Origin of the sequence: Enterococcus sp. E5-162, from assembly GCF_035725965.1 — a bacterium.
GTDB classification, from domain to species: Bacteria; Bacillota; Bacilli; order Lactobacillales; family Enterococcaceae; genus Enterococcus_B; species Enterococcus_B lactis.
Window position 1 is genome coordinate 66,771 of sequence record NZ_JAPRFV010000002.1, and the last position, 19,348, is coordinate 86,118.

The 19,348-nt window shown below is 39.7% G+C and carries 18 protein-coding genes; 12 read left to right on the forward strand and 6 right to left on the reverse strand.

Annotation, left to right across the window (positions count from 1 at the left end):
• Nucleotides 1–44: 44 nt before the first annotated feature.
• From OZZ83_RS02415 to coaA, 3 genes are all read right to left on the reverse strand, one after another.
• The gene (locus OZZ83_RS02415) at nt 45–437 is read right to left on the reverse strand and encodes a bacteriocin (protein ID WP_002309853.1); all 393 of its coding nucleotides are present in this window, start codon (nt 435–437) and stop codon (nt 45–47) included.
• 514 nt (nt 438–951) lie between these two features.
• Nucleotides 952–2,517, reverse strand: coding sequence for a glutamine-hydrolyzing GMP synthase (gene guaA, locus OZZ83_RS02420; RefSeq protein ID WP_002298578.1), 1,566 nt, complete (start codon nt 2,515–2,517; stop codon nt 952–954).
• 58 nt (nt 2,518–2,575) lie between these two features.
• Nucleotides 2,576–3,499 (reverse strand): type I pantothenate kinase, encoded by a 924-nt coding sequence (gene coaA / locus OZZ83_RS02425; RefSeq protein ID WP_002288627.1) that lies wholly within the window; start codon nt 3,497–3,499, stop codon nt 2,576–2,578.
• A gap of 195 nt (nt 3,500–3,694) precedes the next feature.
• Here coaA and OZZ83_RS02430 point away from each other — a divergent pair, with 195 nt between their 5' ends.
• From OZZ83_RS02430 to deoD, 12 genes are all read left to right on the forward strand, one after another.
• Nucleotides 3,695–4,300: a class I SAM-dependent methyltransferase gene (locus tag OZZ83_RS02430; RefSeq protein WP_002309852.1), complete on the forward strand. Its 606-nt coding sequence runs from the start codon at nt 3,695–3,697 to the stop codon at nt 4,298–4,300.
• A gap of 308 nt (nt 4,301–4,608) precedes the next feature.
• Nucleotides 4,609–5,625: a LacI family DNA-binding transcriptional regulator gene (locus OZZ83_RS02435; RefSeq protein WP_002291103.1), complete on the forward strand. Its 1,017-nt coding sequence runs from the start codon at nt 4,609–4,611 to the stop codon at nt 5,623–5,625.
• Between the two features lie 140 nt (nt 5,626–5,765).
• Complete coding sequence (locus tag OZZ83_RS02440) at nt 5,766–7,067, forward strand: pyrimidine-nucleoside phosphorylase (RefSeq protein ID WP_002309849.1); 1,302 nt, start codon at nt 5,766–5,768, stop codon at nt 7,065–7,067.
• A gap of 45 nt (nt 7,068–7,112) precedes the next feature.
• A complete protein-coding gene (gene deoC, locus OZZ83_RS02445) occupies nt 7,113–7,775 on the forward strand; it encodes a deoxyribose-phosphate aldolase (protein WP_002291107.1) in 663 nt (220 codons plus the stop codon).
• 18 nt (nt 7,776–7,793) lie between these two features.
• Complete coding sequence (locus tag OZZ83_RS02450; protein WP_002309848.1) at nt 7,794–8,192, forward strand: cytidine deaminase; 399 nt, start codon at nt 7,794–7,796, stop codon at nt 8,190–8,192.
• A 65-nt stretch (nt 8,193–8,257) separates the two neighbouring features.
• Nucleotides 8,258–9,340, forward strand: a complete 1,083-nt coding sequence (locus OZZ83_RS02455) for a BMP family lipoprotein (protein ID WP_002291111.1) — start codon at nt 8,258–8,260, stop codon at nt 9,338–9,340.
• Nucleotides 9,341–9,551: 211 nt separating this feature from the next.
• Nucleotides 9,552–11,114 (forward strand): ABC transporter ATP-binding protein, encoded by a 1,563-nt coding sequence (locus tag OZZ83_RS02460; RefSeq protein ID WP_002291113.1) that lies wholly within the window; start codon nt 9,552–9,554, stop codon nt 11,112–11,114.
• Nucleotides 11,107–12,240: an ABC transporter permease gene (locus OZZ83_RS02465; protein WP_002291115.1), complete on the forward strand. Its 1,134-nt coding sequence runs from the start codon at nt 11,107–11,109 to the stop codon at nt 12,238–12,240. Before OZZ83_RS02460 ends, OZZ83_RS02465 begins: the two co-directional genes overlap by 8 nt.
• Nucleotides 12,240–13,196: an ABC transporter permease gene (locus tag OZZ83_RS02470; protein WP_002309847.1), complete on the forward strand. Its 957-nt coding sequence runs from the start codon at nt 12,240–12,242 to the stop codon at nt 13,194–13,196. The genes OZZ83_RS02465 and OZZ83_RS02470 overlap by 1 nt, the downstream gene beginning before the upstream one ends.
• A 98-nt stretch (nt 13,197–13,294) precedes the next feature.
• Nucleotides 13,295–14,461 (forward strand): phosphopentomutase, encoded by a 1,167-nt coding sequence (deoB, locus tag OZZ83_RS02475; protein WP_002309846.1) that lies wholly within the window; start codon nt 13,295–13,297, stop codon nt 14,459–14,461.
• Nucleotides 14,462–14,485: 24 nt separating this feature from the next.
• On the forward strand, nt 14,486–15,304 hold the full coding sequence (locus OZZ83_RS02480; RefSeq protein ID WP_002291120.1) for a purine-nucleoside phosphorylase: 819 nt from the start codon (nt 14,486–14,488) through the stop codon (nt 15,302–15,304).
• A 16-nt stretch (nt 15,305–15,320) separates the two neighbouring features.
• Nucleotides 15,321–16,028, forward strand: a complete 708-nt coding sequence (deoD, locus tag OZZ83_RS02485; RefSeq protein WP_002309845.1) for a purine-nucleoside phosphorylase — start codon at nt 15,321–15,323, stop codon at nt 16,026–16,028.
• A gap of 382 nt (nt 16,029–16,410) precedes the next feature.
• Here the strand turns inward: deoD and OZZ83_RS02490 are convergent, their stop codons facing one another.
• The 3 genes from OZZ83_RS02490 to OZZ83_RS02500 all read right to left on the reverse strand — a co-directional run bounded on the left by OZZ83_RS02490 (nt 16,411) and on the right by OZZ83_RS02500 (nt 19,266).
• Nucleotides 16,411–17,274 (reverse strand): carbohydrate binding domain-containing protein, encoded by an 864-nt coding sequence (locus tag OZZ83_RS02490; protein WP_252706768.1) that lies wholly within the window; start codon nt 17,272–17,274, stop codon nt 16,411–16,413.
• A 553-nt stretch (nt 17,275–17,827) separates the two neighbouring features.
• On the reverse strand, nt 17,828–18,514 hold the full coding sequence (gpmA, locus tag OZZ83_RS02495) for a 2,3-diphosphoglycerate-dependent phosphoglycerate mutase (RefSeq protein ID WP_002294321.1): 687 nt from the start codon (nt 18,512–18,514) through the stop codon (nt 17,828–17,830).
• Between the two features lie 170 nt (nt 18,515–18,684).
• Nucleotides 18,685–19,266: a recombinase family protein gene (locus OZZ83_RS02500; RefSeq protein WP_047929618.1), complete on the reverse strand. Its 582-nt coding sequence runs from the start codon at nt 19,264–19,266 to the stop codon at nt 18,685–18,687.
• Between the last annotated feature and the right edge of the window lie 82 nt (nt 19,267–19,348).

Here is a 19,348-nt window from a genome sequence, read left to right on the forward strand (position 1 = left end):
TTACTTAAACAGATAGCTTCATACTGTGATTTTTTGTGTTTTAATTAACGAAAGTTATAATATGCTTTATTTCCACCAAAAAGAGTCCAGCCAACACTTGCGTTACTCCATTGATATGGCGCTTTCCAACCACCACTATTAAACGTTCCGTTTCCGTTCTCGCATGAGGCATGGCCCTCTTTTGTATAGTGTTGGTATTCAGAAATATTACGGTTGCCATTCTGGCCTCTACGCCACCAGCCACCACCAACGGCACTTGAAGCATATCTTGATGAACTATCGTTTTTATTATCTTTTGTTTCAATTACAGTAGTATATGCATCTACATTTTCTTGCCCACCAGAGTATAAAGAGTCCTGTGTAGCATTAGCAATAGGTACTACTATTCCAATGGCTGTTCCGGAAATTAACAAAGTACTAATAATTATTTTTTTCATTTATATCTCCTTTTAGTATAAAGCTATCTCAATTAAAGATAGCGCTTACAACGATGGTTGTCAATAGTTGAAAATAAAATGTCAAGCAATTAGCTCAGAATATTTTTTCTATCGGAAAATGTTTGTATTGATTAAGGTAATACTAGAGTTATCGAATATATTTTTATTATGGTTTACCTTATTTAAAATTATTATTGTTATTTAGTATTAACTATAAAAGTTTCATTTTTTATTATTTGAGAACACATATTGAATCATGTCCAGAACTGTTAAATAATTAGCAAGAAATATTTGGTAAGGAACAAAGAAGACTAAAGGAGCGGACATATAAAAAACGCTTATGAAGTACTATTGAAGGAATTTTCATGTTTTGTCAAAAGTAAATCAATTAAAATTACGTATAAAGTAATTGATGAAATCTTTTAAAAACTTTGTAACTGTGATAAAAGTGTGATAATGAAAAAACAAACAGCCAACAAACATTGACATATCAAAATTTGTTGGCTATTTTTGATTATTCCCACTCCACTGTTGCTGGTGGTTTAGAAGTGATGTCATACACGATACGGTTGACATGGGCTACTTCGTTTACGATACGTACAGAGATTTTTTGCAAGACTTCCCATGGGATACGGGCAAAGTCAGCTGTCATTCCGTCGATTGAAGTCACCGCACGGATACCGACTGTGTAGTCGTAAGTACGTCCGTCACCCATAACACCGACAGAGCGGATTCCTGGAAGAACAGTGAAATATTGCCAGATATCACGGTCAAGTCCAGCAGCTGCGATTTCTTCACGCAAGATAGCATCAGATTCGCGTACGATTTCTAGCTTGTCTTCAGTGATTTCGCCAAGAACACGAATACCAAGACCAGGGCCAGGGAATGGCTGACGCCAAACGATTGAATCAGGCATGCCTAATTGAGTACCTAATTCACGGACTTCGTCTTTGAATAGTGTGTTTAATGGTTCGATCAACTCAAATTGCATATCTTCTGGCAGTCCACCTACATTATGGTGAGATTTGATCGTTTGTGCTGTTTCTGTACCAGATTCGATAACGTCAGTATACAACGTTCCTTGTGCTAAGAAAGAGACGCCTTCTTCACCAGCAAGTTTTGTTGCTTCGTCATCAAAAACATATACGAATTCATTCCCAATGATTTTACGTTTTTGTTCTGGATCAGATACACCTTTCAACTTGTCTAAGAAGCGATCTCTTGCATCGACTTTGATGATGTTCAAGCCGAATTTTCCGCCTAGACTTTCCATTACTTGTTCCGCTTCGCCTTTGCGTAGCAGACCATGGTCAACGAAGATAGATGTCAATTGGTCACCAATCGCTTTTTGTAAAAGAACTCCAACGACACTAGAATCAACGCCGCCTGAAAGACCAAGCAAGACTTTTTTGTCACCAACTTGTTCACGGATTTTTTCTACTTGCATATCGATAAAGTTATCCATTGTCCAGTTACCTTCACAGTGACAAACATCAAAGGCAAAGTGGCGCAGCAATTCGATTCCGTATTCGGAATGACGTACTTCTGCATGGAATTGGATACCGTAAAAATTACGTGTGGTGTCTTGGATAGAAGCAATCGGACAATCTTTGCTTGTTCCGACTGTTTCAAAGCCTTCAGGAACTTTAGTTACCAAGTCACCATGGCTCATCCATACTGTTTGTTGTTTTGGTGTTTCTTTAAACAAGACAGCTTGATCGCTTGTTACTTCTAACAAGGCTTTCCCATATTCGCGGTTTTTAGCAGGCTCTACGGAACCGCCAAGTTTGTATGTGATCAATTGCATACCATAGCAAATCCCTAATACAGGAATACCTAAATTGAAGATCTCAGGATCGATCCCAAATGCATTCTCATCATATACACTGTTTGGTCCGCCAGAAAGAATAATTCCCTTTGGATTCATCGCTTTTACTTCTTCTGCAGTAATGCGGTGGCTCAATAATTCGGAAAAGACTCCAAGATCACGAATACGTCTTGTGATCAATTGGTTATACTGACTACCGTAGTCTAATACGATAATCTTTTCAACGTTCGTCATATCGGCAACGTTTGTCAAATTTATTACCCCTATCCCTTTAAATTTTATCTCAAAATAGTCAAACTATTTTAAAATGCTAATATTTTCGCATGAAAATCGAATCGATGATATGATTTTCAGTTTTATGGAGAATTATATCGGCTCTTCCTCGTGTAGGCAAGATATATTCCTGTAAATTTTTCAAATTCACATTTTTCCATACATCTTTTGCCATTTTAAAGGCTTCTTCACGATCTCCGATAGCAAAACGATAATAATAATTCTCTGGATTTTGGAAAGCCGTATCCAGTAACGCGCCAAAACGATCCAAATACCATTTTTCGATCAGCACGGGATCGGCATCGACATAGACAGAAAAATCAAAAAAGTCGCTGACGTAGATTTGCTGATTCGCAGGTAATTGAAGCGTATTGATCCCCTCAACGATCAAGATATCAGGTTGCTGGATCAGCTCGTACTTATCTGGAATGATATCATACACATCATGTGAGTAAACAGGTACTTTTATCTCTTCCTGACCAGATTTTACACGATTCAAGAAGTCGATCAGCATCTCCATATCATAACTTTCAGGAAATCCTTTGCGATCCATAATTCCACGCTCTTTTAATATACGATTTGGATAAAGAAATCCATCAGTCGTGATCAGCTGAACATTTCTTCGTTTGAAGGTACGAGACAAAATCGTCTGCAGCAGTCTGGCTGTGGTACTTTTTCCAACGGCTACGCTTCCGGCGATCCCGATAATAAAAGGCGGTACTTCTACGTATTTATGAAGAAATAAACCTTTACTCAAGAACAAAGATTCGAATTCTTTCATATATAGATATATCAGATGAGCAAGAGGTACGTAGATATCTCGAACATCCTGCATGGAAATGCGGTCATTCAAACTTTTGATATTATCTAGTTCATCTTGTGTCAAAGGTGCTTGCCCATTACGATAAAATTCTCGCCATTCTTCTCTTGCCACACGGTAGTAGTTCATTGGATCATTCATATTAGCCTCCTGCGTTCTCCCATCAATGGAACTATTTTAACACAAAATAAACACAAACCCCACCACTTAAGAGAGATTGCCAATCTTTTTGTACAATCTTTATAATAGAAAGAAAAGGAGTTTTATTCTTGACTTGCGCACGGATACATAAAAGGATAGACTGTTGACATGAAAGAAATGAGAAGGATGGAAGACATGACAAATCATTACTATTCTGAACGCCCAGATACGGCGCACGATTTTGAACAATGGGCTTTTGAGTTAAAAGGCAGAACCTTTCAATTTGTAACTGATTCTGGTGTATTTTCACGTGAAACAGTGGATTATGGTTCACGTGTCCTGATTGATGCTTTTGATTGGGAAGAGTTGCCTGACGAAGGAAAGATCTTAGATGTGGGATGCGGGTATGGACCGATTGGGCTAGCTTTGGCATTTGCGACACAACGGTTTGTTGAAATGGTCGACATTAATGAGCGAGCAGTGAGTCTAGCGCAAGGAAACGCAAAGCGTAACCAAATCGAACAAGTGGACATCCACCAATCAAATATCTATGAAGTACTTCATGAAGAAACCTATGCAGCTATCGTCAGCAATCCGCCAATCCGTGCTGGAAAAAAAGTCGTACATGAAATCTTGACAGGCGCATATCCTCGATTGAAGCAGGGCGGTACACTGACAATTGTGATCCAGAAGAAACAAGGAGCGCCGAGTGCGCAAAAGAAGATGGAAGAAACATTTGGCAATGCAGAAATCGTTACAAAAGATAAAGGATATTATATCATCAAAAGTGTGAAAGAATAACTAGCTGAAAAATAATAGAGCGACGAAAAAGTGGAACTGGGCGTGCATGTAAGGGTACGTATCAGTTCTTTTTTTGCTGAGAAGTTTTTAAAAAACAAAGAACTATTTTTTCTTCAAAAAGAAATAGTAGGAACAGAGTCGTTGTTTTTTACGATAAAATAAACAAGATACAGAACTTGTATAGAAGGCTGCCAAGTTGGTAGATAAAGGAGATTTTTATCAAAAAACATACTTTCTTTTTTTCTCTATTCTTTTCTTGGGGGTTTTGGTACACTGATAGGGAATTTAGATAGAAGGGAGCCACTAGGGTGAAGCTGACCATCAGAGATATTGCAGAAATGGCAGGGGTATCAGTAACAACTGTCTCACAGATTTTGAATAACAAAGGAAGCCGATTTAGTGATAAGACAAGAAAAAAAGTGTTGTCGATCGTGAATGAACATCATTATAAACCCGATTATTTCGCTTCAAATGTGATCAATCGACATTCAAAGACCATCGGAATGATCGTTCCTGATGTCACCGATTTCTTCTTCTCCAAACTGATCGAAGGTGTAGAGAGCTATTTGAATCCTTTGGGCTATGTGATCATGTTATGCAATTCTCGTCATAGCCAAGAAAATGAGATCAAGTATTTACAAGAGCTTTCCCACCGCTCAGTGGACGGGATCTTGCTGGCAACACCAAATATTTTACCTGAGAAATACGCATTAGACAGCGGATTTTATCAAAAAATGCCGATTATTTTAATCGATCGCGGATTGAATCGTCGGGATAACGGACGGCTTATCGTAAAGGAATATGAGGGAGCCTATCAAGCTGTTTCACTATTTATTGAAAGTGGCCATACGAAGATCGGCATGCTGAAGGAAACCACTGGATACTATCAATTAGAAGAACGTTTCAACGGATATCGTCATGCGCTGAAAGATCATGGCCTGCCTTTTAATGGGAAATTTGTTGAACATGGAGAGTTGACTGTCCAAGGTGGATATACTGCATCAAAAAAATTACTCAAACATAAAGATATCACGGCTATTTTTTGCGGGAATGATGCCATGGCGATTGGCTGTTATCAGGCGATAGATGAATTGGGCAAAAAAATCCCAGAAGATATCTCAGTCATAGGATTCGATGGATTAAAGCTGTCAGAATACATGATTCCGCAATTGACGACAGTGCAGCAACCAAGTTTTGATATTGGATTTTATGCTGCGCGTTTCCTGATTGATACGATCGAATTTCCTCAAAGAAAAGTTCCGAACAAAGTGTTCGAAACAAAATTAATTATTCGTGAGAGCGTAAAAGTATTGACAAAGGGCTAACTCGGCGGTATATTGCTTATGTAAGCATTTACAAAGGCGAGTTAGTGCTTTTTTTATTTTTAGTAAACCAGTTTACTAAAGTGGTTTACCTTTTCTAAAAATAATGTATAATACCGAATGAAGACAAGGAGGATCAGGCAATGCGAATGGTGGATCTGATTGAAAAAAAGAGGGATGGAAACGAGCTGTCGAAAGAGGAAATCGAGTACATCGTCACGAACTATACGAATGGAAAGATTCCAGATTATCAAGTCAGTGCATTATTGATGGCAATTTTTTATCAAGACATGACAAATGAAGAAATCACGAACTTAACATTGGCGATTGCTAATTCTGGTGATGTCATCGATTTGAGTTCTCTTGAAGGAATAAAGGTAGACAAGCATTCGACAGGTGGCGTTGGTGACACGACCACATTGATTTTAGCCCCCCTAGTAGCTAGTGTCGGAGTGACAGTGGCTAAAATGTCTGGACGCGGTCTAGGTTACACAGGTGGCACATTAGATAAGCTAGAAGCAATTCCCGGATTTCAGATCGAGCTTTCGGATGAAGCATTCGTGCGCATTGTCAATGAAAGCAAAGTAGCAGTAATCGGTCAATCAGGAAACTTGGCACCGGCGGACAAAAAATTGTACGCTTTGCGTGACGTCACAGCGACCGTTGATTCTCTTCCGCTGATTGCCAGTTCGATCATGAGTAAAAAGATCGCGGCAGGAGCAGATGCAATCGTTTTGGATGTGACCACTGGAGACGGTGCTTTCATGAAGAATATCGAAGATGCAAGACGTCTGGCAAAGACCATGACAAACATTGGCAAACTAGCGAACCGAGAAACAGTGGCGGTAATCTCGGATATGTCAGAACCTCTTGGCGAAGCAATCGGAAATAGTCTAGAAGTTGTCGAGGCAATCGAAACATTACAAGGAAATGGTCCAGAAGATCTAGTAGAAATGTGCTACGCTTTAGGAAGCCAAATGGTTGTCCTTGCTGGCAAAGCTAAAACAATCGATGAAGCAAGAACGTTGCTTCAAGAAGCTCTGGAATCAGGTAAAGCGTTAGCAAAATTCAAAGAAATGATTCAAAATCAAGGGGGAGACCCAACCATCGTGGAAAAACCAGAACGAATTTTGACTGCACGTTACACAATGGAACTTCCTGCTAAACAAAGCGGAGTCGTGTCAAAAATCGTGGCAAACGAATTAGGAATTGCTGCAATGATGCTAGGTGCTGGGCGTAAAACCAAAGAAGACGATATTGATCACGCCGTTGGATTGAAACTGCATAAAAAAATCGGGGACACTGTGACAAAGGGCGAGTCATTATTGACAATCTATAGTAATGATGAAGAAATCTCTTCGGTTATTGAATTATTATATAAAAATATTGAAATTGGCGAATCAGCAATGAAGCCAACATTGATTCATGACATTATCACAGAATAAAAGGAAAAAAGCGGATTTACCGTTTGAAAGAAAAGGGGAAAAGAAATGGAACTAAACCGAATGATCGACCATACTATTTTGAAAGCAGACGCATCTAAAGAAGCTGTGATGCAAATTATCGAAGAAGCGAAAAAATATCATTTTTACTCTGTCTGCATCAATCCAGCATGGGTTGCGCTAGCAAAAGAACAATTACAAGGCGAACCAGTAGCCGTATGTACAGTGATCGGGTTTCCTTTAGGAGCAAACACATCCGAGACAAAAGCATTTGAAACGACAGATGCCATCAATAACGGTGCTGATGAAGTCGATATGGTCATCAATATCGGTGCGTTGAAATCAAAAGATGATCAAAAAGTTCAAAAAGATATCGAAGCAGTTGTTGAAGCAGCAAAAGATCGTGCACTTGTCAAAGTGATCATCGAAACATCTTTATTAGATAGAGAAGAAATCATCCGAGCATGCGAATTAGCAAAAGCTGCAGGCGCTGATTTTGTCAAAACATCAACTGGTTTCTCAACGGGTGGTGCAAAGGTAGAGGATGTCCGCTTGATGCGTGAAACGGTAGGACCTGAAATGGGCGTTAAAGCTTCTGGCGGTATCCATAACGAAGAAGAAGCAATGGCAATGATCGAAGCGGGTGCTACAAGAATCGGAACAAGCGCAGGAGTAGCAATCGTATCTGGTTCAACTGGCGAAGGCTATTAATTTTCAAAGGAGAAACTCATGGCAGAACTCAAACAAGAATGGATCAACATAGCTATTGAAGCGTTAGATAAAGCATACGTTCCTTATTCCCATTTTCCGGTAGGTGCTTGTCTCGTAACAGAATCAGGCAAGATTTATCAAGGTATCAACATCGAGAATGCATCATTTGGATTAACGAATTGTGCCGAGCGCACAGCTTTCTTCAAAGCCGTATCAGAAGGAGAAAGATCGTTTACCCATTTAGTCGTAGCAGGGCACACCCCGGATCCTATTTCTCCATGTGGTGCATGTCGGCAAGTAATGGCAGAGTTCTGTGCTCCTGATATGCCGGTTACGCTAGTGGGAGACAATGGTGTGACGAAGGCAACGACCGTTCGAGAACTACTGCCTTATGCATTTACTGAAAAAGATCTATAACTCATGTTCATTCAGTCAGCTGACTGTTGAAAAATAAAACAATTATTTTAGGAGGCTTTACAGAAATGAAAAAAGCAAAATTATTTGGTTTAGGTGCTGTCGCACTAGCAGCAGGGTTATTTTTAGGTGCATGCGGCAACAACGGCTCTACTGATTCATCCGGTGGCAAAAGCTCATCAGACACAACAACTGCAGCATTGATCACAGATACAGGTGGTGTAGACGACCGTTCATTCAACCAGTCAGCTTGGGAAGGATTACAAAAATGGGGGAAAGATCAAGGTCTTTCACGAGGCAATGATGGCTTCCAATACTTCCAATCTTCAAACGAATCAGATTATATCCCAAATATCGACCAAGCATTGAATGCTGGATTCAAAACGATTTTTGGTATTGGTTATAAACTAAAACCAGCGATCCAAGAACAAGCAACAAACAATACAGGTACGAACTTCGTTATCATCGATGATGTGATTGACGGATTAGATAACGTTGTATCTGCTACATTCAAAGACAACGAAGCTTCTTATCTTGCAGGGATTGCAGCAGCTTACACGACTGAAACGAACGTAGTCGGCTTTATCGGCGGCGTAAAAGGTGAAGTAATCGATCGTTTTGATGCTGGATTCAAAGCCGGTGTTGATGCAGGTGCGAAAGAACTAGGAAAAGAAATCAAAGTATTGAACCAATATGCTGGTGACTTCTCTGCTCCAGATAAAGGACGTTCAATTGCTCAAGGTATGTATGCACAAAATGCAGATATCATCTTCCATGCTTCAGGTGGTACAGGTAATGGTGTATTCCAAGAAGCAAAATCATTGAACGAATCAGGCGACAAAAAAGTTTGGGTTATCGGTGTTGACCGCGACCAATCAGACGAAGGCGAATACACATTGAACGGCGAAAAGAAAAACTTCACATTGACATCTACACTGAAAGCAGTAGGAACAGTAGTAGAAGATTTGGCACAAAAATCAGCTGACGGTAAATTCCCTGGTGGTGAACACACTGTTTATGGATTGAAAGAAGACGGTGTTGGTCTAACAGAAGGACAACTTTCTGACGAAGCGAAAAAAGCAGTGGATGAAGCAAAAGAAAAAATCATTTCAGGTGACGTAAAAGTTCCAGAAACTCCTGAAGAAAATTAAAACCATTTCTATAGCCTTGTTAGACACATGTTTGACAAGGCTATGGTTTGATTAGAACAAGAATTGTTCATTTATCCAAGCTGCCTTGAGACAGTTTGGATAAGGGAACAATTCCCTGAAGTAATGTTTGTTTCAAAAGAAGAACGCTCGCTAAGCGTGAATCTTAGTCAATCGTTGCCCTAGATAGAAATCGTTAGGATGTGAAAAAAAGGTGGTTCAAGAAAATATTGTCATAGAAATGCAGAATATTACCAAAGAATTTGGAACATTCAAGGCAAATGACAACATCAATTTACAAGTAAAGGCAGGAGAGATTCATGCGTTGCTTGGAGAAAACGGTGCTGGCAAATCTACATTGATGAACGTGCTTTCCGGATTATTAGAGCCGACATCAGGAAAAATTTTGATGCGTGGGAAAGAAGTACAAATCACAAGCCCGACAAAAGCCAATCAATTAGGGATTGGGATGGTCCATCAGCACTTTATGCTTGTTGATGCCTTTACTGTAACAGAAAACATCGTGTTGGGAAGCGAACCTAGTCGTGCAGGGATGCTTGACCATAAAAAAGCGCGAAAAGAGATTCAAAAAGTTTCTGAACAATATGGATTATCAGTCAACCCAGATGCTTATGTTCGTGATATTTCAGTTGGGATGGAACAACGGGTAGAAATTTTAAAAACACTTTACCGAGGAGCAGATGTACTGATTTTTGATGAGCCGACAGCTGTATTGACCCCTCAGGAAATTGATGAATTAATCGTGATCATGAAGGAATTAGTCAAAGAAGGCAAGTCAATCATTTTGATTACGCATAAGTTAGATGAAATCAAAGCAGTAGCTGACCGTTGTACAGTTATCCGCCGTGGAAAAGGAATCGGTACAGTCAACGTTAAAGACGTTACCTCACAGCAATTAGCTGATATGATGGTCGGAAGAACGGTTTCATTCAAAACGATGAAAAAAGAAGCGAAGCCTCAAGAAGTCGTTTTGTCTATTGAAAATCTAGTGGTGAAAGAAAATCGTGGATTAGAAGCCGTGAAAAACTTGAACTTAGAAGTTCGTGCTGGCGAAGTACTTGGTATCGCTGGAATCGATGGAAACGGGCAGTCGGAGTTGATCCAAGCTTTAACTGGTTTGCGAAAGGCAGAAAGCGGACATATCAAGCTAAAAGGGGAAGACATCACCAATAAAAAACCTCGAAAGATCACTGAACATGGTGTAGGACATGTGCCAGAAGACCGTCATAAATATGGGTTAGTCTTAGATATGACATTGTCTGAAAACATTGCCCTACAAACGTACCATCAAAAACCTTACAGTAAAAACGGTATGCTGAATTATTCAGTGATAAATGAACATGCCAGAGAATTGATCGAAGAATATGATGTTCGAACAACGAATGAACTTGTTCCTGCAAAAGCTTTATCAGGCGGAAATCAGCAAAAAGCAATCATCGCTCGGGAAGTCGACCGAGATCCTGATCTGTTGATCGTTGCAAATCCAACTCGTGGACTGGATGTAGGTGCGATCGAATTTATTCATAAACGTCTGATCGAACAAAGGGACAAATACAAAGCAGTGTTATTGATTAGTTTCGAATTAGAAGAAATTTTAAATGTTTCGGATCGTATTGCTGTTATCCATGAAGGAGAAATCGTCGGGATCGTTGATCCGAAAGAAACATCTGAAAATGAATTAGGTCTATTGATGGCGGGCTATACCTTAGAAGAAGCACGAAAAGAGTTAGAAAAGGGGGCTGGCGCACATGAATGATCGCAGCGAGAAATTCCGTAATTTATTAGTGCCTGTACTTTCAGTTGTTTTAGGATTAATCTTAGGCGCGATATTGATGGCTGCTTTTGGTTTTCAGCCCATCCAAGGTTATTCTTCTATGTTAGATGCAGCTCTTGGTTCGCAAAGAGGAATCGGTGAAACATTAAGGCAAGCAACGCCGTTGATTTTTACAGCATTAGGGTTTTCTGTAGCTAACTCAGCTGGGTTCTTCAATATCGGGCTTTCTGGACAAGCACTTTGCGGATGGATCGTCAGTGTCTGGGTGGCACTTGCTTTTCCAGATCTTCCAAAAGTCGTTTTGCTTCCATTGTGTGTGATCCTAGGTGCCTTAGCAGGTGCGATGGCAGCGGCTGTTCCTGGGTTGCTACGAGCATTTTTTGGAACAAGTGAAGTGATCGTAACGATCATGATGAACTATATCTTATTATACGTAAGCACATTTGCTTTACATGAAGTGATGCCTGAAAGCTACCGATCAAGTTTGGACTCTTCCAATATGATCAGTCAAAATGCATCGTTGCGGTTACCTTGGTTAACACAAGCTTTTGGCGGCTCTCGCGTAAACTCAGGTTTGTTTTTAGCCATCATCGCGCTTATTTTTGTTTGGCTATTGATGAAGAAAACGACTTTAGGATTTGAGATCCGTTCCGTTGGTTTGAATCCTTTTGCTTCTGAGTATGCAGGGATGAGTAGTAAACGTACGATCGTTTTGTCGATGGTCATTTCTGGCGCTTTGGCAGGGCTTGGCGGTGTGGTTGAAGGATTAGGAACGTATCAAAACTTCTTCGTTCAAACGACTTCACTATCTATTGGATTTGATGGGATGGCTGTTTCCTTACTTGGATCTGGATCAGCAATCGGTATTCTTTTATCAGCGATTTTGTTCAGTATTTTGAAGATCGGCGGACTTGGCATGCAGACAGGAGCTGGTGTTCCGTTTGAGATCGTCAATGTATCGATTGCTCTGATTATCTTCTTTGTTGGGATCAATTTCTTGATTCGTTTCGTCATGGCTAAGTTCTTCCAAGGAAAAAAACAAGAAGAAATCGTTGCGACAATCGAAGCGAAGCCAACGAATCAAAACCATGAAGGAGGCGAACTATAATGTCGACTATCGAATTAATTGCCTTGATTCTTACTTCAACACTGGTTTATTCAACACCGTTAATTCTAACATCACTAGGCGGAACGTTTTCTGAACGCAGCGGGATTGTAAATGTAGGGTTAGAAGGAATCATGGTCATGGGTGCTTTTAGTTCCATCGTTTTCAACTTGACGATGAGCCCCTCACTTGGTTCCATGACGCCATGGATCGCTATTTTAGTGGGTGGCGTCGTAGGTATCCTATTTTCTTTGATCCACGCAGTAGCAACAGTCAGCTTGCGTGCTGACCATATTATCAGCGGTACAGTGATCAATCTGATGGCACCAGCTTTAGGTGTTTTCTTGATCAAAGCATGGTATGGGAAAGGTCAAACAGATAACATCACGCAGAATCTGGGATATTTCTCTTTCCCAGGTTTAGCAGATATTCCGGTCATTGGACCAATTTTCTTCAAAAATACATTCTTGCCTGCTTATTGTGCAATTTTGATTGCTGTCATTGCTTGGGTGATCATCTTTAAGACGAAATTCGGCTTACGCCTCCGTTCAGTTGGTGAAAACCCTCAAGCTGCCGATACATTAGGTATCAATGTATATGCTATGCGTTATTCAGGCGTGCTGATTTCAGGCTTGTTAGGCGGTATGGGCGGTGCTGTTTTTGCTCAGTCGATTTCCGGTAACTTTTCAGCTGGTACGATCGTTGGACAAGGGTTCATCTCCATGGCTGCTATGATCTTTGGTAAATGGAATCCTTTAGGCGCAATGGGTGCCTCACTGTTCTTTGGTTTTGCACAAAGCTTGAGTATCATCGGTGCACAATTACCAGTTATTTCTTCGATTCCACCAGTATTGCTGCAAATTGCTCCATATTTGCTGACAATCATTGTGTTGGTTGTTTTCTTAGGGAAAGCTTCTGGACCAAAAGCAAACGGGAAGAACTATATCAAATCAAAATAATCTTTTAGCGAATAAAAAGGATGGGTTACGGGAAGTGTTTTTCGTCTCGCCCTTTTTGTTTTAAAGGTAATAAAAATAAAAAGAAAGAAGGAATAATCATGTTTAAACGCGTACATCTGATCGTCATGGATTCAGTAGGAATTGGAGAAGCACCAGATGCCGAGAAGTTCGGTGACGTTGGTTCTGATACATTAGGACACATTGCAAAAGAAGCAGGATTGAATATTCCGCATTTAGAGCAGCTTGGTTTGGGAACGATTCGGCCTCTTGAAGGTGTGGAATCAGTGAAAGATCATCAAGGCTATGCGACGAAATTAGAAGAAGTTTCTGTAGGGAAAGATACGATGACAGGCCATTGGGAAATCATGGGATTGAATATCAAGACGCCGTTTCGTGTGTTTCCGAACGGATTCCCTGATGATCTGATCAAACAAATCGAAGAGTTTTCTGGCCGTAAAGTCGTATGCAACAAACCATATAGCGGAACGGCTGTTATTGACGATTACGGTGAACACCAAATGAAGACAGGTGATTTAATCGTATATACTTCTGCCGATCCTGTCCTTCAGATCGCGGCACATGAAGAAATCATTCCTTTAGAAGAACTATACCGGATTTGCCAATTCGTTCGTGATATAACAAAAGATGACCCGTACATGATTGGTCGAATCATTGCACGTCCATATGTGGGAGAACCAGGAGACTTCACACGAACAAGCAATCGTCATGATTATGCGTTGAATCCATTCGGACACACCGTCCTTGATTCTTTGAAAGAAGCAGGAAAAGATGTGATTGCTGTAGGAAAGATCAACGATATTTTCAATGGACAAGGAATCACTGAATCTGTCCGCACGAAAAGTAATATGGATGGCGTCGACCAGTTGCTGAACGTTATGAAAAAAGAGTTTACAGGTATCAGCTTTACCAATTTAGTAGATTTTGATGCATTATACGGTCATCGCCGGGATGTAGTCGGTTATGCGCATGCGATTGAAGAATTTGACTTGCGGATCCCAGAATTGCTTGAAGCGATGGAAGAAGACGACTTGCTAATGATTACAGCCGATCACGGAAACGATCCGACATTTACTGGTACCGATCATACACGAGAATATGTACCGTTATTGGCTTACAGTAAAAAAATGAAAGAACAAGGGGCGTTGCCTCAAGGATATTATTCCGATATCTCCGCAACGATTGCTGAGAACTTTAGTGTTTCTTCGACTGAAAATGGCGAAAGCTTCTTAAAATTATTAAAATAATCTTTTTAAAATAGGAGAAAGCAAATGACCAAGTTAAGTGAGATGTTACAAGAAACGACCCAGTTTATCCTTGATAAAGGAGTAAAAGAAATTGATTTTGGTTTGATCCTAGGTTCAGGATTAGGTGAATTAGCAGATGAAATCGAAGATGCTGTAATGATTTCTTATGATGAGATCCCGTTCTTTCCTGTTTCGACAGTAGTTGGACATGCAGGACAGCTGGTTTACGGATCTCTAGCAGGTAAGAAAGTGTTAGCCATGCAAGGAAGATTCCACTACTATGAAGGTCATTCCATGCAAACAGTGACCTATCCAGTACGTGTGATGGCCGGACTAGGTGCCCATTCAGTCATTGTGACCAACGCATGTGGCGGTGTCAACGAATCCTTTGTACCAGGAGATTTGATGCTGATTACCGATCACATCAATTTTACTGGCGAAAATCCTTTGATCGGTCCGAATGAAGATGAAATGGGCCCTAGATTTCCAGATATGAGTCAAGCTTATACGCCTGACTATCAAGCAACAGCAAAAGCAGCAGCAGAAAAACTAGGTTTGGATCTTAAAGAAGGCGTATATATGGGCTACTCTGGACCAACTTATGAAACGCCTGCTGAGATTCGGATGTCTCGAACAATAGGGGCCGATGCAGTAGGGATGTCGACTGTTCCAGAAGTCATCGTAGCAGCTCACAGCGGATTAAAAGTGTTAGGAATTTCTTGCATTACCAACTTAGCAGCAGGTATGCAAGCGAATCTGAGCCATGAAGAAGTTGTAGAAACAACTCAGAGAGTCAAACAATCTTTTAAAGCATTGGTTAAAGAAACATTGACATTATTGTAATAGGAGGAGCAACAAAATGAGTGTGCATATCGAAGCGAAAGAAGGCGAGATTGCCGATAAGATTTTACTTCCAGGCGATCCTTTACGAGCTAAATATATTGCGGAGACTTTTTTTGAAGAACCAGTTTGCTACAATCAGGTCCGTGGTATGCTAGGCTTTACCGGCAAATATAAAGGAGAACGTATTTCTGTTCAAGGAACAGGGATGGGGATGCCATCAGCCACCATCTATGCCCATGAATTGATCCAGTCATATGGCGTAAAGAAATTGATCCGAGTAGGTACATGCGGGGCATTGTCAAAAGATGTCCATGTTCGTGATTTAGTACTAGCGCAAGGCGCAGCAACCAGCTCTTCGATGATCGAAAAAAATTTCCAAGCCTTTCATTTTCCACCAATCAGTGATTTCAATCTATTACTGAAAGCATATGAAATAGCGAAAGAAAAGGGCTATACGGTTCATGTAGGAAATGTCCTTTCGGAAGATTCTTTCTACAAAGATGATTTGACAGAGACATTCCAATTAGCTGAACTTGGCGTCTTAGGAGTTGAAATGGAAGCAGCGGCTCTTTATTACTTAGGCGCGAAATACCATGTGCAGACATTAAGTTTGATGACCGTTAGCGACCATTTGATTACTGGAGAAGAAACAACAGCTGCAGAACGTCAATCGACGTTCAATGAAATGATCGAAGTAGGATTGGAAACGGCGATTCAAGGGTAAAGTAATAGCTAAATAGCAAGAAAGTGTGACTGCCTAAACTTCTATTAATAGAAATTTGGCAGTCACATTTTTTGCAGAAACTGTCTCACATAACCTGAAAACAATGACAACCGTTGCTTCAGTTACTTCGAGAGTCCTCCTAAAGTCAACCATTTGAATGTCTAAAATGTGAATCGACATTCCTTTTAAATTGCAGACGAATGGCACAATCTTAATCAAATAAAAAAGAACAGAAAGAAGCGAGTTACGCTCTTTCTGTTCCGAACTAGGCCACCAACAGGAGATGACAAATGGGTCATCTCCTGTTGGTGGTTTCGTCTAAATGAATACCTTAATCATTCAATTGCTCATGTGATGATGCTTGAAGAATGAAAAATTCAACTTAAATCAAGTCTGTATCAATAATAAGTGTTTCGAATAATACAGCGTGCTCAAGTGAGGTGCTTGATCCAGGACGTCCTGGTAGGCGATATACTTCTACTCGCTGTCCTGCTTTTCCAGGAAATGCTCGACGTATTTGAATGTTACCATCAACTATTCTTGTAAAGCTATAGAATGTTCTGCCGTCAAATGTTTCAAAATGATATCTTCCATCAATGTAAACGACCAATCTTTCTTGACTGTAAAAACGTTCAGGTGTCAATGTTAAATAAGCAAATGCTCGAGAGCCTTCTCGCCCTGCAGACAACAAGTTTGTTTCTGTTACGCCTGTTTCCACTTGGATATTGTCATATTTCGCCCAACCATTCCATGTAGAAGCAAATCGTATAAGGTATGTATTTTCATCGTCTGGAGTCGTAAAAGTAAGTTTACCACGTTCCCAGTTCTCATTATTATGTTCACTGCGCTCTAATACATCAAAACCGACATCATGATTCATGATCCCTAATTCAACACGTCCTGGTGCTGATTCGCTTGCTGCAACATCATAACTAAATGTATACGTGGTACTTGGTTTTAATGTCACGTATTGATGAACATTTTCACCATCTCTTGCTAAAGCAAAGTTATTTCCATTAACGGTTTGCAGTGTGGGATTATTTGGCTCTTGGCCACTAGTGATCCAATGATCAAACCCGTCATTAAAGTCACCATTATGGATATACAATTGTTGCTCAATGGCCTGCTTACTTGTACTAACGAAGTCAGTTGTTGATAGACTTGTTGCGAATGTCGAAACGGATCCTCCTAAACTTAAAAATACCATACCTGCTGCCATCACTGTTTTTAAATTATTTTTGATCATCTTGTATCTCCTCGCTCTCTATTTTTATTTTTTGATTTTGTTTGTAAGATGCAGCCGTGTAATCTGTCTGTATCTCACAAATTAATCATAACCGAGAAAATAACGGTCGTGTAAACGCTTTTTTCTATGTAACATTTATTATTAGAAAAAAATGATAAAATAAATAGTTTTATGAGGTTGACTTCTATCTAAATTTCATTTATTAGCAACATAAAAAAAGATGGAGAGTTGTGGTGATAGCTCATACAAATGAAACTTCCTCTTAGAAACAGGATAAAAGAATGAAATTTAAATAAGTTTCTACAAAAAATGTTCGCTCCACATCTGAATGTTTGTCAGACATTCTTTTTTCTCTCAATGCTACGCCTTCTCTCTTAATTTTTTATTTATTCAAACAGTACTTACTATTATAATCATATAGTTATTATGTAAATTGATGTCATTCGTATTAGATAGCCAAGACTACCGTCTTCCAATATCTAAAAAAACAGCCCCTTCATCTCTTACAATAATAGGAGGTGAGAGGGCTGTCTTACTTACAATAGAGTATCTATTATAGGTAGTATTTTTTAGCTACTGTTAAGTCATCATTTAATTCATAAACAAGTGGTTGACCTGTTGGGATTTCAAGATCCATGATGTCTTCGTCAGAGATACCTTCGATATGTTTAGCTAGAGCGCGTAATGAGTTACCGTGTGCAGCTACTAAAACAGTTTTGTTGTCTAGTAATGCTGGAGCAATTTCATCTTGCCAGAATGGCAAAGCACGTTCTAATGTTACTTTCAAATTTTCGCCACCAGGAATATCGCGTTTGTCTAACATTGCGTAACGACGGTCGTTTGCTGCAGAACCTTCGTCAGTTTCTTCCATTAATGGAGGAAGAGTATCGTAAGAACGACGCCAGATGTGTACTTGTTCGTCGCCGTATTTTTCAGCTGTTTCTTTTTTGTTCAAACCTTGTAATTTACCATAGTGACGTTCGTTCAAGCGCCATGATTTGATTTGTGGTACCCAAAGTTGATCTGAATATTCTAAAATCAAGTTACATGTTTTGATTGCACGAGTTAAAACAGAAGTATAGGCAACATCAAATTCGATTCCAGCTTCTTTGATTTTGCGTCCGCCTTCTTTTGCTTCTTCGATTCCTTCTGGTGCTAGGTTTACATCAGCCCAACCAGTAAATTGGTTCAATGCATTCCATTCACTAAGACCGTGACGAGAAAAAACTAATTTTGGCATGTTTAGCTCTCCTTTAAGATAGGTTTATATTTCTGAAAATTTCAGTTCTGTTTTATTGTACAATTTTTTGGAAGAGATTTCCATCGAAAAATTGGATAAGATTCTATGAGAAAACGAGTAGAGAAGATAAAAAAACGAACAGCTGCGAAAGCACTGTTCGTTTTTAGGCATTAGATGCATAATTGCTCGATTTCTTTTTCAGGCAAATTGATATATTTATAACATGTTCCAACTGAAACACCGCATTTTGAAGAAATAAATTGGATTGTTTCTTTTTTTTCATAATAGAGACGCCGGATTTTTTTGATCGTTTTTGCATCAATTTTTGGTCTTCCGCCGATTTTTCCTTTTTTACGAGCTTCATCTAATCCAACTAATGTACGTTCTTTGATCAATGCGCACTCCATGTTTGCTAGGTTTTCCATCAATTGGAAATAGATTTTTCCCATTTCGCGCGTATCGATTCCTTCATCAATGCTAATCAAGTGCAGCCCGCGGTCTTTGAATAATTGCGTAAGTTCTGTTAATTGCCGTGTAGATTTGCCCAATCGATGAAGTTGGCAGACGACTAGTGCATCGCCTTGCTGCATGTCAGCAATCACTGACTCCAAATGAATAGCAGTAGCATCGTTTTGTTCCACTTCATATGTCTCATGGAAAATTTCTTGACAACCAAAGTCAGATAATTGTTCAACCTGAGTTGTTAAATCAACATCATTTATGGTTGTGCGTGCATAACCAATAATTTTCATGGTGATTCCTTTCTAGCAGTGATTTTCTAACTGGATATAACAGTAAAAATGTAGCATAAAGTACGTCAAAAAGATAGTTTTT

What these genes read in the sequence shown, in the direction of transcription:
- OZZ83_RS02415 (WP_002309853.1), bottom strand. Translation starts at nt 437, where the DNA reads ATGAAAAAAATAATTATTAGTACTTTGTTAATTTCCGGAACAGCCATT.
- coaA (WP_002288627.1), bottom strand. Translation starts at nt 3,499, where the DNA reads ATGAATGATCCAATGAACTACTACCGTGTGGCAAGAGAAGAATGGCGA.
- OZZ83_RS02430 (WP_002309852.1), top strand. Translation starts at nt 3,695, where the DNA reads ATGACAAATCATTACTATTCTGAACGCCCAGATACGGCGCACGATTTT.
- OZZ83_RS02440 (WP_002309849.1), top strand. Translation starts at nt 5,766, where the DNA reads ATGCGAATGGTGGATCTGATTGAAAAAAAGAGGGATGGAAACGAGCTG.
- deoC (WP_002291107.1), top strand. Translation starts at nt 7,113, where the DNA reads ATGGAACTAAACCGAATGATCGACCATACTATTTTGAAAGCAGACGCA.
- OZZ83_RS02450 (WP_002309848.1), top strand. Translation starts at nt 7,794, where the DNA reads ATGGCAGAACTCAAACAAGAATGGATCAACATAGCTATTGAAGCGTTA.
- OZZ83_RS02455 (WP_002291111.1), top strand. Translation starts at nt 8,258, where the DNA reads ATGAAAAAAGCAAAATTATTTGGTTTAGGTGCTGTCGCACTAGCAGCA.
- OZZ83_RS02465 (WP_002291115.1), top strand. Translation starts at nt 11,107, where the DNA reads ATGAATGATCGCAGCGAGAAATTCCGTAATTTATTAGTGCCTGTACTT.
- OZZ83_RS02470 (WP_002309847.1), top strand. Translation starts at nt 12,240, where the DNA reads ATGTCGACTATCGAATTAATTGCCTTGATTCTTACTTCAACACTGGTT.
- deoB (WP_002309846.1), top strand. Translation starts at nt 13,295, where the DNA reads ATGTTTAAACGCGTACATCTGATCGTCATGGATTCAGTAGGAATTGGA.
- OZZ83_RS02480 (WP_002291120.1), top strand. Translation starts at nt 14,486, where the DNA reads ATGACCAAGTTAAGTGAGATGTTACAAGAAACGACCCAGTTTATCCTT.
- deoD (WP_002309845.1), top strand. Translation starts at nt 15,321, where the DNA reads ATGAGTGTGCATATCGAAGCGAAAGAAGGCGAGATTGCCGATAAGATT.
- OZZ83_RS02490 (WP_252706768.1), bottom strand. Translation starts at nt 17,274, where the DNA reads ATGATCAAAAATAATTTAAAAACAGTGATGGCAGCAGGTATGGTATTT.
- gpmA (WP_002294321.1), bottom strand. Translation starts at nt 18,514, where the DNA reads ATGCCAAAATTAGTTTTTTCTCGTCACGGTCTTAGTGAATGGAATGCA.
- OZZ83_RS02500 (WP_047929618.1), bottom strand. Translation starts at nt 19,266, where the DNA reads ATGAAAATTATTGGTTATGCACGCACAACCATAAATGATGTTGATTTA.